Here is a 15213-nt window from a genome sequence, read left to right on the forward strand (position 1 = left end):
AGCCGGGTTTCGTTGTTTAACTCTGCTCTGTCGCCTCGCTCGCCATTATTGGCGCGGGCCCCGCCTGAGGCGACGATGCCAGCACTTGGCTTGCCACATAGTAAACAATGGCCCCCAGCGCCGAACCGGTAAACCAGCCGTAATCATAGAACCAGTTCATCGTGCCGGTTAACAGCGAAATTAAGGTGAGCAACACCGGGACGCCAAAAGCGATAAAACCCGCGATGTTGACCGCAGGATAGGCATGGCTGTCCATATACAGGCTCGGTATATCCAAACGCTGCTTTTTAATCAGGAAGTAATCCACCGCCATAATCCCCGCGATGGGCCCGAGTAGGCTTGAATAGCCCAGCAGCCAGTTGGAGTACATCTGCTCAAGGGAAACCCCAGGCGGGATAACACCCGCTTTTTGCAGCAGATCGTAGCCCATCAGCAACACGCCTACCGCACCGGTCATGAGTACACCGCGGGTCTGATTAATCAATTTAGGCGCGATATTCTGAAAATCATTGGTCGGCGAGACGATATTAGAGGCAGTGTTGGTAGAAATCGTGGCGATAATGATCAATAGCATCGCTAATACCACCCAGAAGGGGCTGTCGATATAGCCAATCAAACGTACTGGATCAGCAACCGTCTGGCCCACCAGCGTCTCGGATGCAGCAGTTAACACCACCCCCAGCGCGGCAAAGAAAAACATCGTCAGCGGCAGACCGATAACCTGGCCGACGATCTGATCTTTTTGGCTTTTGGCAAAGCGACTGAAATCGGGAATATTAAGCGATAGCGTGGCCCAAAAACCCACCATGGCGGTTAAGCCTGCGAAGAAATAACCGTACACCGATGCCCCTTCAGGCCGCGACGGCGGCTGAGCTAATAGCTCGGTCATTGACATGTTGGGCCACGCCCAAATCATCAGCCCAACCCCAACGGCTAACAGCAGCGGTGCGGCCAGGGTTTCCAGCCACTTGATCGACTCCGCCCCGCGAATGACCACATAGAGGTTCATCGCGCCAAAGACAAAAAAGCCGATCACTTCGCCCACGCCGCCAAGCGCAGCCCAAGCGGGAATTAACTCAGAGAGCAGCAGATGAATGGCCAGCCCGCCAAACATGGTTTGAATACCAAACCAACCGCAACCGACTAAGGCGCGTACCAGACAAGGCACGTTGGAGCCTAAAATACCGAACGATGAGCGCAGTACCACGGGAAACGGGATCCCAAACTTAGTACCGGGGAAGGCGTTTAAGGTGAGAGGAATCAGCACGATCACGTTGGCTAACAGAATGGCGAATAGGGCCTCCCTCACGCTCAACCCAAAGTAAGCGGTTAATACCCCACCCAAGGTATAGGTGGGCACACAGATCGACATACCTACCCATAGCGCCGCAATATTCCACTTACTCCAGGTACGCTCGCTGGCCTGGGTAGGGGCAATATCCTCATTAAAACGTGAACTACTGCGCACGTCGTCCCCTACATCAAGCTCTATCAGTCCGTCTCGATCCACCATCTGAGAGGTTGTTTCGGTCATTTTTTATCTCCTCAGCATTGCGTTGTCCATCACTCCCACGGTCAGTGGAGCTGTTCGAAAAGACGCTTAGAAATCATGGCTCTTAGAAGCGAAGCAATAAGTGTGCCTACCCATAAAAGCAGGGCGACTAACTCGTTGATTAAAAAGCTGTCTTTATAGACAACAATATTATTGTTAGCTTGTTACCTTTTCGTCTTTCCCACCTCAAACAAAAACCAATTAAACAAAGCTAGGTCAAAAAAAATATTTGCACCAATATTAAACAAAAAAACACGACATTCATTCATTAAAAATATATTAACCACATGATTTAAAATAAAAAAACAGATCAATCAAAACGGTGCAAGGGTTCACCAAAAAAGTGAATACTCCTGCACAGAACAATAAAAACAAACAAACTCAAAGAGTTAAACGTGATTGTAAAAATCGCATTTTAAGACTTGCTAAAACCATCAAGCCAGCGATACTTTCAACAAAAGCTGTCAGATTAGTCAGCTTTATAATATTAATTCTCAACGCCTGAACACGCTTTAAATCAACAATCAGAATCAAACATCAGAGGGAGTGTCTCATGCAGAAGATGAAAATAGGCTTGATTCAAATGGGTCTGAAAACCAGCACCGATTTGGAACCCGAAGCCATCCGCGATGCGATGAACGAAGCGCATCTGCCGATGATTCAGCAAGCAGCTGATCAAGGCGTACAGGTACTGTGTTTCCAGGAAGTGTTTAACCAACCCTACTTTTGCCCCAGCCAGGACGGCAAATGGTACGCCGCCGCGGAGCGGGTGCCGGAAGGTCCTACCTGTCAGATGATGCAAAAACTCGCCGCTGAGCATCGCATGGTGATTATCGTGCCGGTGTATGAAGAGACCGAAACCGGTGTTTATTACAACACCGCAGCGGTGTTCGACGCTGACGGCAGCTACCTGGGCAAATACCATAAAACCCATATCCCGCAAGTGGCCGGTTTTTGGGAAAAATTCTTCTTTAAACCGGGGCAATCCAACTGGCCGGTATTCGATACCGCCTACGGCAAAATCGGCGTGTATATCTGCTACGACCGCCACTTTCCTGAAGGCTGGCGGGCACTGGCGCTTAACGGTGCCGAGGTGATTTTCAACCCCTCCGCCACCGTGGCAGGGCTTTCCCAATATTTATGGGAACTTGAACAGCCCGCCTCGGCCGCCGCCAACGGCTGTTTTATCGCTGCCATCAACCGCGTGGGCACCGAGGCACCGTGGAATATCGGCGATTTCTACGGCTCCAGTTACATCGTTAACCCCCGCGGAAAAATCGAAGCCCAGGCCAGCGAGACCGAAGACGAGCTACTGGTCCACGAGATCGACTTGGATATGGTCCGCGAGGTACGCAACAACTGGCAGTTCTTCCGCGACCGTCGTCCGGAAACCTACACCCGCCTGACAGACGGCGAATAATTCCGTTGACGAAACAAGCTAACAGGAGCGAACCATGAGCCTATTGATCAAGGGCGGCACGGTGGTAACCCACGCAGATACCTATCGCGCTGACGTGCTGTGTATCGACGGTAAAATTCACGCTATTGGCACCGACTTAGATGTCCCCACTGATTGCGAGATCGTCGATGCCAGCGACCAGCTGGTAATGCCCGGCGGCATCGACCCGCATACTCATATGCAGATGCCCTTTATGGGCGCAGTAGCCAGCGAAGATTTCTACACCGGCACTGCCGCCGCCATGGCGGGTGGCACTACCACGATTATCGACTTCGTGATCCCCAGCCCCGGCCAGTCGTTGCTGGAAGCATTTGAAACCTGGCAGGGCTGGGCGGAAAAAGCCGCCACTGACTTCGCCTTCCACGTGGCCATTACCTGGTGGGACGAAAGCGTTAAAGAGGAGATGGGCACCCTGGTACGCGACCACGGCGTTAACAGCTTTAAGCACTTTATGGCCTACAAAGGCGCCATCATGGCCACCGATGACATTCTGGTGGAGAGCTTTTCGCGCTGCCTGGAGCTGGGCGCGGTGCCCACGGTACACGCGGAAAACGGCGAACTGGTCTACCACATGCAGCAGAAACTGCTCGCCCAAGGCATTACCGGACCGGAAGCACACCCGCTCTCCCGTCCGCCCCAGGTGGAAGGCGAAGCGGCCAGCCGTGCCATTCGCATTGCCACGACCCTAGGCGCGCCGGTGTATCTGGTGCATGTTTCCACCAAAGACGCAGTGGATGAGATCGCCTACGCCCGCCAGCAGGGCCACCCGGTGTTTGGCGAGTGCTTGGCTGGGCATTTGGTGATTGACGACAGTGTCTATCAACACCCTGACTGGGCAACGGCAGCGGCCCACGTAATGAGCCCCCCCTTTCGCCCCAAAGGCCATCAGGAAGCGCTGTGGCAGGGCCTGCAGTCCGGCAACTTGCAGACCACCGCCACCGACCACTGCTGCTTTTGTGAGGAGCAAAAAGCCGCCGGTAAAGATGACTTTACCAAGATCCCCAACGGCACCGCAGGGGTAGAAGACCGCCTAGCCGTCATCTGGGACGAAGGCGTCAATACCGGCAAGCTCTCGGCCCAGGAATTTGTTGCCATTACATCTACCAATACCGCCAAGATTTTTAATCTCTACCCACGCAAGGGTGCGATTCAGGTCGGTTCTGATGCCGATATTGTGGTCTGGGATCCCAACGGCACCCGGACGATTTCTGCCAAAACCCATCATCAAAACGTCGATTTCAATATCTTCGAGGGTAAAACCGTGCGCGGTATCGCTCGCCACACCATCAGCAAGGGCAAGTGGGTATGGCGTGACGGAGACCTACGCGCCGAGCGCGGTGCAGGCCGCTATTTAGAACGCCCCGCCTACCCCGGCGTGTTCGAGCTGCTGGCCAAGCGTGCCGAGCTTAATGCCCCCGTCGCCGTCAAACGATAACTGGCGCTTAATAACTGTTGTTTCTATAAAAATAGCGGAGTCTCTACCGTGACTAGCCAACTGAACCACCTACCCAGCGCAAAAGAGGTCGGCACTTACGACCCGCACACGCTGGAAAGCAACTTTAGCGATCTTCACCCGCCATTAACCTCGCGCCAGGCAATTATCGAAAGCCAGCGCTGCCTTTACTGCTATGACGCGCCCTGCGTGGAGGCCTGCCCCTCGGATATCGATATTCCGAGCTTTATTCGCCAAATCAGCGACAACAATATCAACGGTGCGGCAGAAACCATTCTGGAAGCCAATATCCTCGGCGGTAGCTGTGCCCGGGTGTGCCCCACCGAAATTCTTTGCGAGCGCAGCTGCGTACGTAATCACGACGCCGAGTGCCAACCAGTGCTAATCGGACTGTTACAGCGTCACGCCACCGACAATATGCAGTTCGATAGCCACCCCTTTAAGCGCGCTGCCAGCACTGGCCGCCATATAGCCGTCGTCGGCGCTGGGCCAGCGGGGCTCTCCTGCGCGCATCGGTTGGCGATGTTCGGCCACCAGGTGACCATTTTTGAAGCGGAGCAAAAGCCTGGAGGGCTCAATGAGTACGGCATTGCCCGCTACAAGATGACCGATGATTTCGCCCATAAAGAGGTGGAATTTCTACTGGAGATTGGCGGTATCGACATCCAGTACGGGCAGCGCCTTGGCGACAACCTTGAACTCGCTACCCTGCACACGCAGTACGACAGCGTATTCCTCGGTTTGGGCCTGGGTGCCAGCCGCGCGTTGGGGCTAACGGGTGACGATGCGCCAGGTCTTATGCCCGCAGTGGACTACATCAAAACCCTGCGCCAAGCCGATGACCTGGGCAACCTCGCCGTGGCTAAGCGCTGCATTGTGATTGGCGCGGGCAATACCGCCATTGATATGGCCACCCAAATGGCGCGCTTGGGGTCGAGCGAGGTAACGCTGGTCTATCGCCGTGGCGTTGAGGCGATGTCGGCCACCGACCACGAGCAGGAGATCGCCAAAGCCAACGGCGTGCGTATGATCACTTGGGCGCAGCCCGACGAGATTCTGCTGGATAATCAGGGCCGTGTCGCAGGTATGCGCTTTGCCAAGACCGCCGATCAAGCAGGACGATTAACGCCCACCGGGGAAACCTTCGAGATCGCCGCCGACGCCATTTTCACCGCTATCGGCCAAGGCTTCGAGGGCGAAAGCCTCCGCGACACTACCGCCGCCGAGCTGGCTCGCGACGGCGAACGCATTCACGTCGATGAGATGTTCCAAACGTCACTACCCAATGTTTACGCTGGCGGCGACTGCGTAAAACCCGGCCAGGATCTCACCGTACAAGCCGTGCAACACGGCAAGTTGGCGGCCCACGCCATTCATCAAGCGCTCGCCGCTAAGCAGGAGGCCGCATGAAGACCACCCCTCTCTCTTTCCCAGGTAAGAAAAACAGCGGCGACAGCGTCGTCAACGGCGTTGATCTGTCGGTTAACTTTGCCGGAATCAAAGCGCCCAATCCGTTCTGGCTAGCCTCAGCGCCGCCCACCGATAAAGCCTACAACGTGATACGCGCCTATGAAGCTGGCTGGGGCGGCGTGGTATGGAAAACTCTTGGCGAAGAGCCACCTGCGGTGAACGTTTCGTCGCGCTATTCGGCCCACTACGGTAAGAACCGCGAGGTGATCGGCTTTAACAACATTGAGCTGATTACCGACCGTTCGCTGGAAATCAATCTGAAAGAGATCACCCAGGTGAAGAAGGATTGGCCCGACCGTGCGCTGATCGTCTCCATCATGGTGCCCTGTAATGAAGAGGCTTGGGCGTACATTCTGCCACTGGTGGAAGCCACCGGAGCGGACGGCATCGAACTCAACCTGGGCTGCCCCCACGGCATGCCGGAGCGCGGCATGGGCGCAGCAGTGGGCCAAAACCCTGATCTGATAGAAAAAGTCACCTACTGGTGTAAAAAGCACTACTCCAAGCCGGTTATCGTGAAACTGACGCCCAATATCACTGATATCCGTGTAGGCGCACAGGCAGCGCTGCGGGGTGGCGCCGATGCGGTCTCGTTGATCAACACCATCAACTCGATCACCAGTATCGACCTGGATAATATGGTTGCCAAACCCACGGTGGGCCACCAGAGTACTCACGGCGGCTACTGCGGCAGCGCCGTCAAACCCATCGCGATGAACATGGTGGCGGAAATCGCCCGCGACCCGGCGACGCCTACGCTGCCTATTTCCGGTATTGGCGGCATCTCCACCTGGCGGGATGCGGCGGAGTTTATCGCACTCGGTTCCGGCAGTGTGCAGGTATGCACTGCAGCAATGCTCAACGGCTTCCGCATTGTGGAAGAGATGAAAGATGGTCTTTCTCGTTGGATGGCGGAAAAAGGCTACGACTCCATTGAGGCGTTTTCCCGCAAGGCGATACCGCAAACCACCGACTGGAAACACCTGGATATCAACTTCAAGACCATCGCCAAGATCGACCAGGATTTGTGCATCGAGTGCGGCCGCTGTTATATCGCCTGCGAGGATACCTCCCACCAGTCGATTGCCAAACTCACCGAGCAGGACGGCGCGCGCCGCTATGAAGTGATTGAAGAGGAGTGCGTGGGTTGCAACTTGTGCCAGATCACCTGCCCAGTGGAAAACTGCATCACCATGGTGCCTCAAGAGACTGGCCAACCCTTCCTAGCCTGGGATAACGACCCGCGTAACCCTTTCCGTGTCGCCTCTTAAGCGTCATTTTAAACAATCACTCACAGTGCTCCGCCCTCAATCAATGAGGGCGGTCGCGTCCTGCGCAACATGCTGTTCCATGATCCAATAGCGACAAAAGGCAACTTCCTTGGCAATATGAGAAGTCATCTCATATAGAATATATTCTCATAAAAGGAAGCCCAATGAAGCACGCTGCTATCACCACAACCGCTCTCACAACCCTCACTGCAACGCTACTTCTGGCCAGCGCCGCCGCGAGCGCCGACCAGCGTATCGCCACCTTTGATTTAGGCAGCCTGGATACATTAGATGCATTAGGTTTAAGCGAGCAGGTGGTGGGTGTGCCCAAATCCAGCTTGCCGGACTATCTGGAACAGTACTTAGAAGAAACATACAGCGATATCGGCGGCCTTCGCTCGCCGGATATGGAGGCCCTAAGCGAAAGCGAGCCCAGCTTGATTCTCTACACCGGCCGCCAGGGCGACTGGGAAGACGAACTCGGCGATATCGCCCCTCTACTAAACACTAGCCTGCAAGGCGACGATTACCTTGCCGCTTTTGACGCTAATGTGCGCGAACTAGCCAGTCAGACTGGCGCAGAAGCTGCAGCAGAAGAAGCCCTTGAAATCCTACACAACAGGATTGAAACCCAGCGAGAAGCTCTGAGCAACGCTCCCAGCACTCTGGTAGTGACTCATAATGGCGGCAACCTGATGTTAAACCAGCACGCGGTGGTTCACGGTGTGCTGGGTGTAGCTGCACTTGAGATGCCTGATAGCGTGACATCAGAAACCCGCGGTACCCGCACCTTTACGCCGCTTTCTGCTGACGCCGTTGCCGAAATTAATCCAGAGATCGTGCTGGTGATCGACCGCAGCGCTGCGATTGGCGATGAACCTGCCGACGCGGATGCCTTAGCGCAAATGCTTTTAGAAGCGGGTGCCGAGAAAGCGCGGGTTGTCATGCTAACACCCGCGTTGTGGTATCTCTCCGGGGGCGGTTTGCAAAGCTTAGCCTTGCAAATCGATGAAGTATCAGCGGCGCTGAGCTCATCAGATAACTAAGACTTCGCGAAACTCCCCCTCTCACAACAGCCGCTAAAGAGGGGGAGCAGTCAGACAAGAAAGAATTGTTGACCTAAAACTCTTCCCACTCGTTATCCGCAGCGCTTTTCGACTGCGCTACCCGGGGTGCTGGCCGAAGCAATGCTTGTTGCGGCTTGGCCGGTGCCAAAGGGGCTGGATGGGCAACCGCGTCCCCTTCCGCTAAACGGAAGGCAGAGACAACGCTTTCAAGCCGCGCAGCCTGATCTTCAAGTGAACTCGCCGCCGAAGAGGCCTCCTGAACCAGGGCCGCATTCTGCTGGGTCACTTCGTCCATCTGGGCGACCGCTTGATTGACCTGCTCAATGCCCGAGCTCTGCTCCTGAGACGCCGCAGAAATTTCATCCATAATATCGGTCACGCGGCGTACCGAAGAGACCACTTCTCGCATCGTTGCACCGGCGCTTTCGACTAATGCCGAGCCCTCTTTCACCTGGGTTGATGACGCCTCAATCAGTGCTTTGATCTCTTTGGCGGCATCCGCACTCCGGCTCGCAAGATTACGCACTTCGCTGGCCACTACCGCAAAGCCACGCCCCTGCTCACCCGCCCGCGCCGCTTCCACCGAGGCATTGAGTGCCAGAATATTGGTTTGAAAGGCGATAGAGTCAATAACACTGATAATATCAGCGACTTTCTGCGAGCTTCCTGAAATGCCATGCATAGTGGAAATCACTCGCTCAACCACTTCACCGCCGTTACTGGCCGTGCTCGATGCATCATTAGCTAACTGGCTAGCCTGACGGGCATTATCGGCATTCTGTTTAACGGTAGCGGTTAACTGCTCCATGCTCGCGGCGGTTTCTTGCAGCGAGGCAGCCTGCTGCTCGGTACGCGACGACAGATCTGCGTTGCCACTGGCAATTTCACGCGCGCCGATATGAATCGATCCGCTGCTATCACGCACTTCAGAAACCGTTTTGGCCAAGCCGCTCTGCATATGCTGCATGGCGATAAACAGCTTACCAATCTCATTACGTCCACGATCACTGACCTTCCCTGAAAGATCATTTTGGGCAATACGTTCAAAGTGCGCTACCGCCTCGTTCAACGGTTTTACAATTGAGCCGACCATGGCGATGCGCACAAATAGAACCATTAATGCAGCGATAATAAGGGCTGCCAACTCAATGTAACCAAAGAGCTGCATTTCACTTTCATAACTGGTAATCAATTGGTCGCCGCGCTCAACCAAGTACTCATTAAAGGCTATACTCGCCTCCATAAACTGCTGATTCAAATCACTGGTTAGTTCTTGTGCAGTGCGAAAGCGAGCCTCATTGCCTGCCTGTAATGCTTCGCCTTGAGGGATTAGACCTTGCTGCATAAGGTTATTAAAGGCAGTGATCACCGCGTCAGCCAGCTCTGGCTGAGTTGCATGAGGATCGTATGATTCAAAAGTTGCAAAGAATTCTTGGGCAGCCGTTTGAAAAGTTACCGCTTGAGTGAGGTAATCACTCGCTACGCCAGTATTACCTTCATGTTCTGCGTCTAAACTATTCAAATAAAATAGCTGCGTATAGGAAACTGATCGTTGTGTACGGTTGAGAGGCAGCATTTGATGCATGGCGACATTATCTAGTTCGTCAAGGGACTCTCCCCCCTGTTTCCCCGATTGGTGACTGAGAAAAGCAATTATTAATATTATTATTGAGAAAATAGCGAGTATGAGCGTCAAACTCATTTTCACTGAGATATTACTAAGTAGTCGATTCATAGATAAGTAGCCTCGATACCGATGCGTCAATGCCTCGGCTTGCTTTAAGGTAATAAAGGAGACCGACCTAAACCTATTTAACCAGTAAGAGTCAGCGGCCTTTTGGGTTGGCTGATATTACAACCCCTACCTAACCTACAACATAGAGTTCATACTTTTTAACAATTGACTTTTTTGCCAGCGGACTACTGTCTAAATAAATTAAGCACTTATAAAGATTCGCGCGGGAGATATCTCTCCCGCGCGAATCTTTATGACTGGCAGTTTTTCTTGCGCAGAACGGCCGTTGAGCTATTGAAAGCTAAATAAAGCCTGGGGCTTAAAAAGCTTCCCAATCCTGGTCAGCGCTATTCGTTTTTTGGCTACTCAGTGCTGGCCGCATAAGCGCAGGCTGTTGTGAAGAGTGTTGTGAGGATAAACGCGGCGAGGTTAGTGGAGCATGCTGCGTATGACTCTCCCCTTCGGCTAAACGGAAGGCCGACACAACGCTTTCAAGTCGCGCTGCCTGATCTTCAAGTGAGCTCGCCGCCGAAGAAGCTTCTTGAACCAGGGCCGCGTTCTGCTGGGTGACCTCGTCCATCTGGGCAACCGCTTGGTTGACCTGCTCAATCCCCGAACTCTGCTCTTGGGACGCTGCTGAGATTTCATCCATAATATCGGTCACGCGGCGCACCGAGGAGACCACATCTCGCATTGTCACACCGGCGCTTTCGACTAATACCGAGCCCTCTTTCACCTGGGTTGATGACGCCTCAATCAGTGCTTTGATCTCTTTGGCGGCATCGGCACTGCGGCTTGCCAGGTTACGCACTTCACTCGCCACCACGGCAAAACCACGACCCTGTTCGCCTGCCCGCGCAGCTTCCACGGAGGCGTTAAGCGCCAGGATATTGGTTTGGAAGGCGATAGAGTCGATAACGGTAATAATATCCGCCACTTTTTGCGAACTATCAGTAATACCGTGCATGGTGGTAATAACTTTCTCAACCACTTCGCCACCGTTACTTGCGGTGCTTGAGGCGTCGTTCGCCAGCTGACTGGCCTGACGGGCATTATCGGCGTTTTGTTTAACGGTCGCGGTTAACTGCTCCATGCTGGCGGCTGTCTCCTGCAACGACGAGGCCTGCTGCTCGGTACGCGACGATAGATCGGCATTGCCACTGGCAATTTCACGCGCGCCGATATGAATCGAGCCGCTACTATTACGTACTTCCGAAACCGTTTTAACTAAATTGCCCTGCATATGTTGCATGGCACTAAACAGTTTGCCAATTTCATTCCGGCCCCGCGCGTTGACCTTGCCGGAAAGATCATTTTGGGCGATACGTTCGAAGTGCCCTACCGCCTCGTTCAGTGGTTTTACAATCGACCCCACCATAGCGATGCGCACAAACAGCACCATTAATGCTGCAATTATGAGTACGGCGATATCAATATAGGCAATCAATTGCATATCGTTTTCATAATCGGCAACCATTAATTTATTTTGTTCAGCCATGTAATCGTTATAGGCAATGCTCGCATCGATAAACTGCTGATTTAAATCACTGGCAGTCTCTCTGGCGTTGCGAAACTGTGCTTCATCACCTGCTGCCAACGCCACTTCTTGGGGCCTCAACCCCTGTTCCGTCAAGCTCTGGAAATTGGCTATTAAAGTTTCTACAAAGGGCGTCTGAATAGCGATTGACTCAAATCTCGAAAAGTACTCCTGAGCATCCTGTTGCATGCTCTGTGCTTCAGTCAGGTAATCACGCGCTGCGCGAGTATCACCTTCATAAGCCGCGACATAGCTATTCAAGTAAAAAAGTTGAGCGTTCGCAATTGATAGCTGCCCTCGGCTAACTGACCGCATTTGGTCTGCTGCACGGTCGACCTCTCTAACCCGGATTTCTCACAGGGTATAAAAGAAAGCGGCTGAAAGTGTTAACGTTTCAGGGCCTTACACCAAAAACCAACACCAACAGCCGCTTCCAAAATGGTACCTGAAAAGCTGACCTTCTCGCCACTCTCTCGCCGCCAAATTGAAGCCGACTTCTCCGGGGGCCACATTACGTCGGACGCCGGATTACTCCTGCTTCGTGAAGTCGATAAACAGCATCGCCTAACACGCCGCTTGGCCGCCGTGCTTCATGATCCCCGCGCACCGGAACAGGTTCGTCATAAGCTCGACACGTTGGTTCGTCAGCGGGTGTTCGGTGTCGCCGCTGGCTATGAAGATTTCAACGACCATGAGGCCCTGCGCTATGATCAGGCCCTTCAGACAGCGCTCGATGAAGAGGATACGCTGGCAGGCAAGTCGACGCTGTGCCGGGTGGAGCAGAACGCCGATCGGCAAGCAATAGTGAAGGCCCATGAGTTGCTGTGGCATCACTTCATTGAACAGCATGACGAACCACCCAAGGAGATCGTGCTGGACTTTGATGGCACCGACATCCCCGTGCATGGCGAGCAACCCGGCAAGTTCTTTAACCGTTATTACGATCACCACTGCTACTTCCCACTGTATGTCTTCTGTGGGCGCCACTTACTGGTGAGCTATCTGCGCACCAGTGACCGCAGCGACAGCCGCCATAGCTGGGCGATCCTCGCCTTACTGGTACGCTTTATCCGTCAATACTGGCCCGATACGCGCATCGTGTTACGAGGTGATAGCCACTTTTGTCGTCCCCGGATGCTGAACTGGTGTGATCGGCATCACGTCGACTACATCGTGGGAATCGCAAAGAACAGCCGGCTGCTCAAGGAAGTGGACGTCCCCATGATGCTGGTGCGCAAGACCCAATGGCAGGTGGGAGGGAAAGTAGCGGGGACGTTCCGCTTCCAGTATCAAGCCCGCTCCTGGAAATACCCACGCTGGGTGGTGGCCCGCCTAGAAGAAGGTGAGTTAGGCTCTAATCCCCGGTTTATCATCAGCTCTCGTTACGATGACGGCTTCAAGCTTTACTACGAGCAGTACTGTGCCCGGGGTGACATGGAGAACCGGATCAAGGATCAACAACTGAGCCTGTTTGCTGACCGGACCTCCAGCACGCACTGGTGGGCCAATCAGTGGCGGCTGATCTTGTCGGGCTTCGCTTATACGCTGTTCGAGCGGTTACGGACTTACCTGAAGCACACGCCCTTCGCGCGCATGAGTCCAAGCAACCTGAGGCTCAAGCTCATCAAAGTAGGCGCGGTCATCCTCCGCAATACGCGCCGCATCCGGGTGTTGATGAGTGACAGCTACCCCTATAAAACGGCGCTATCCGATCTGGTCAGGCGGTTGGTGCCGAACTGACTGCTCGGGCGCCCCCGGCCCGACGCAATGGGGGAAAGGGGGAAGTGTGTCTGAAGGACGGAAAGTGGTTAAAAAGTAGCCGATGTAAGTCGAGCCAGTAGGTGTTTAGCGGTGTTACAGCCTGAGTGCGGTACTGGCTGAGGTACTATGAGAAATCCAGGCTAGGGCGTGATAAATGACCTGGAGAACATCAAGTAAATTCTCCTCGTGCGCCCATGCTATTAGCTTGCGGTACCGCTTCCCGAGACTTACGGTCACTGCTTCCAGCTGCTGGCTGTGACAATCTCCTACGCCTTCCCGTGTCATTAATAACCCTTACGTCCAGAAGCGGCATTTGCCGAAAACCGCTCTATCATAAGGTTTAAAGCCATTTAAAACCATTTAAGGACAAAATAAATGTCCCTAACCCGGATTTCTCACAGGGTATAAAAGAAAGCGGCTGAAAGTGTTAACGTTTCAGGGCCTTACACCAAAAACCAACACCAACAGCCGCTTCCAAAATGGTACCTGAAAAGCTGACCTTCTCGCCACTCTCTCGCCGCCAAATTGAAGCCGACTTCTCCGGGGGCCACATTACGTCGGACGCCGGATTACTCCTGCTTCGTGAAGTCGATAAACAGCATCGCCTAACACGCCGCTTGGCCGCCGTGCTTCATGATCCCCGCGCACCGGAACAGGTTCGTCATAAGCTCGACACGTTGGTTCGTCAGCGGGTGTTCGGTGTCGCCGCTGGCTATGAAGATTTCAACGACCATGAGGCCCTGCGCTATGATCAGGCCCTTCAGACAGCGCTCGATGAAGAGGATACGCTGGCAGGCAAGTCGACGCTGTGCCGGGTGGAGCAGAACGCCGATCGGCAAGCAATAGTGAAGGCCCATGAGTTGCTGTGGCATCACTTCATTGAACAGCATGACGAACCACCCAAGGAGATCGTGCTGGACTTTGATGGCACCGACATCCCCGTGCATGGCGAGCAACCCGGCAAGTTCTTTAACCGTTATTACGATCACCACTGCTACTTCCCACTGTATGTCTTCTGTGGGCGCCACTTACTGGTGAGCTATCTGCGCACCAGTGACCGCAGCGACAGCCGCCATAGCTGGGCGATCCTCGCCTTACTGGTACGCTTTATCCGTCAATACTGGCCCGATACGCGCATCGTGTTACGAGGTGATAGCCACTTTTGTCGTCCCCGGATGCTGAACTGGTGTGATCGGCATCACGTCGACTACATCGTGGGAATCGCAAAGAACAGCCGGCTGCTCAAGGAAGTGGACGTCCCCATGATGCTGGTGCGCAAGACCCAATGGCAGGTGGGAGGGAAAGTAGCGGGGACGTTCCGCTTCCAGTATCAAGCCCGCTCCTGGAAATACCCACGCTGGGTGGTGGCCCGCCTAGAAGAAGGTGAGTTAGGCTCTAATCCCCGGTTTATCATCAGCTCTCGTTACGATGACGGCTTCAAGCTTTACTACGAGCAGTACTGTGCCCGGGGTGACATGGAGAACCGGATCAAGGATCAACAACTGAGCCTGTTTGCTGACCGGACCTCCAGCACGCACTGGTGGGCCAATCAGTGGCGGCTGATCTTGTCGGGCTTCGCTTATACGCTGTTCGAGCGGTTACGGACTTACCTGAAGCACACGCCCTTCGCGCGCATGAGTCCAAGCAACCTGAGGCTCAAGCTCATCAAAGTAGGCGCGGTCATCCTCCGCAATACGCGCCGCATCCGGGTGTTGATGAGTGACAGCTACCCCTATAAAACGGCGCTATCCGATCTGGTCAGGCGGTTGGTGCCGAACTGACTGCTCGGGCGCCCCCGGCCCGACGCAATGGGGGAAAGGGGGAAGTGTGTCTGAAGGACGGAAAGTGGTTAAAAAGTAGCCGATGTAAGTCGAGCCAGTAGGTGTTTAGCGGTGTTACAGCCTGAGT

10 protein-coding genes are annotated in these 15213 nt (G+C 54.1%); 7 read left to right on the forward strand and 3 right to left on the reverse strand.

The window, feature by feature from the left end; all coding sequences use genetic code 11:
* Nucleotides 1-16: 16 nt before the first annotated feature.
* On the reverse strand, nt 17-1534 hold the full coding sequence (locus tag U738_RS12265; RefSeq protein ID WP_035580849.1) for an NCS1 family nucleobase:cation symporter-1: 1518 nt from the start codon (nt 1532-1534) through the stop codon (nt 17-19).
* A gap of 571 nt (nt 1535-2105) precedes the next feature.
* Between U738_RS12265 and U738_RS12270 the strand changes: the two genes are divergently transcribed.
* The 5 genes from U738_RS12270 to U738_RS12290 all read left to right on the forward strand — a co-directional run bounded on the left by U738_RS12270 (nt 2106) and on the right by U738_RS12290 (nt 8251).
* On the forward strand, nt 2106-2972 hold the full coding sequence (locus tag U738_RS12270; protein ID WP_035580851.1) for a nitrilase-related carbon-nitrogen hydrolase: 867 nt from the start codon (nt 2106-2108) through the stop codon (nt 2970-2972).
* A 34-nt stretch (nt 2973-3006) separates the two neighbouring features.
* Complete coding sequence (gene hydA, locus U738_RS12275) at nt 3007-4446, forward strand: dihydropyrimidinase (protein ID WP_035580853.1); 1440 nt, start codon at nt 3007-3009, stop codon at nt 4444-4446.
* A gap of 48 nt (nt 4447-4494) precedes the next feature.
* On the forward strand, nt 4495-5874 hold the full coding sequence (locus U738_RS12280; protein ID WP_035580856.1) for an NAD(P)-dependent oxidoreductase: 1380 nt from the start codon (nt 4495-4497) through the stop codon (nt 5872-5874).
* Entirely contained in the window at nt 5871-7205 is a 1335-nt protein-coding gene (preA, locus tag U738_RS12285) for an NAD-dependent dihydropyrimidine dehydrogenase subunit PreA (RefSeq protein ID WP_035580859.1), read from the forward strand. The genes U738_RS12280 and preA overlap by 4 nt, the downstream gene beginning before the upstream one ends.
* A 164-nt stretch (nt 7206-7369) precedes the next feature.
* Nucleotides 7370-8251, forward strand: coding sequence for an ABC transporter substrate-binding protein (locus U738_RS12290; RefSeq protein ID WP_035580860.1), 882 nt, complete (start codon nt 7370-7372; stop codon nt 8249-8251).
* A gap of 73 nt (nt 8252-8324) precedes the next feature.
* Here the strand turns inward: U738_RS12290 and U738_RS12295 are convergent, their stop codons facing one another.
* Nucleotides 8325-10007, reverse strand: a complete 1683-nt coding sequence (locus tag U738_RS12295; protein WP_035580863.1) for a methyl-accepting chemotaxis protein — start codon at nt 10005-10007, stop codon at nt 8325-8327.
* A gap of 319 nt (nt 10008-10326) precedes the next feature.
* Nucleotides 10327-11859, reverse strand: coding sequence for a methyl-accepting chemotaxis protein (locus U738_RS12300; RefSeq protein WP_081899094.1), 1533 nt, complete (start codon nt 11857-11859; stop codon nt 10327-10329).
* A gap of 123 nt (nt 11860-11982) precedes the next feature.
* Here U738_RS12300 and U738_RS12305 point away from each other — a divergent pair, with 123 nt between their 5' ends.
* Both U738_RS12305 and U738_RS12310 read left to right on the forward strand, forming a co-directional pair.
* Nucleotides 11983-13284 (forward strand): IS1380 family transposase, encoded by a 1302-nt coding sequence (locus U738_RS12305; protein ID WP_035580866.1) that lies wholly within the window; start codon nt 11983-11985, stop codon nt 13282-13284.
* Nucleotides 13285-13784: 500 nt separating this feature from the next.
* Nucleotides 13785-15086: an IS1380 family transposase gene (locus U738_RS12310; protein WP_035580866.1), complete on the forward strand. Its 1302-nt coding sequence runs from the start codon at nt 13785-13787 to the stop codon at nt 15084-15086.
* The last annotated feature ends 127 nt before the right edge of the window (nt 15087-15213 follow it).

The organism is Halomonas sp. TG39a, assembly GCF_000744395.1.
GTDB lineage: Bacteria > Pseudomonadota > Gammaproteobacteria > Pseudomonadales > Halomonadaceae > Vreelandella > Vreelandella ventosae_B.

Coding starts and splice junctions, on each gene's coding strand:
- U738_RS12265 (WP_035580849.1), bottom strand. CDS start 1,534: ATGACCGAAACAACCTCTCAGATGGTGGATCGAGACGGACTGATAGAG.
- U738_RS12270 (WP_035580851.1), top strand. CDS start 2,106: ATGCAGAAGATGAAAATAGGCTTGATTCAAATGGGTCTGAAAACCAGC.
- hydA (WP_035580853.1), top strand. CDS start 3,007: ATGAGCCTATTGATCAAGGGCGGCACGGTGGTAACCCACGCAGATACC.
- preA (WP_035580859.1), top strand. CDS start 5,871: ATGAAGACCACCCCTCTCTCTTTCCCAGGTAAGAAAAACAGCGGCGAC.
- U738_RS12290 (WP_035580860.1), top strand. CDS start 7,370: ATGAAGCACGCTGCTATCACCACAACCGCTCTCACAACCCTCACTGCA.
- U738_RS12295 (WP_035580863.1), bottom strand. CDS start 10,007: ATGAATCGACTACTTAGTAATATCTCAGTGAAAATGAGTTTGACGCTC.
- U738_RS12300 (WP_081899094.1), bottom strand. CDS start 11,859: ATGCGGTCAGTTAGCCGAGGGCAGCTATCAATTGCGAACGCTCAACTT.
- U738_RS12305 (WP_035580866.1), top strand. CDS start 11,983: ATGGTACCTGAAAAGCTGACCTTCTCGCCACTCTCTCGCCGCCAAATT.
- U738_RS12310 (WP_035580866.1), top strand. CDS start 13,785: ATGGTACCTGAAAAGCTGACCTTCTCGCCACTCTCTCGCCGCCAAATT.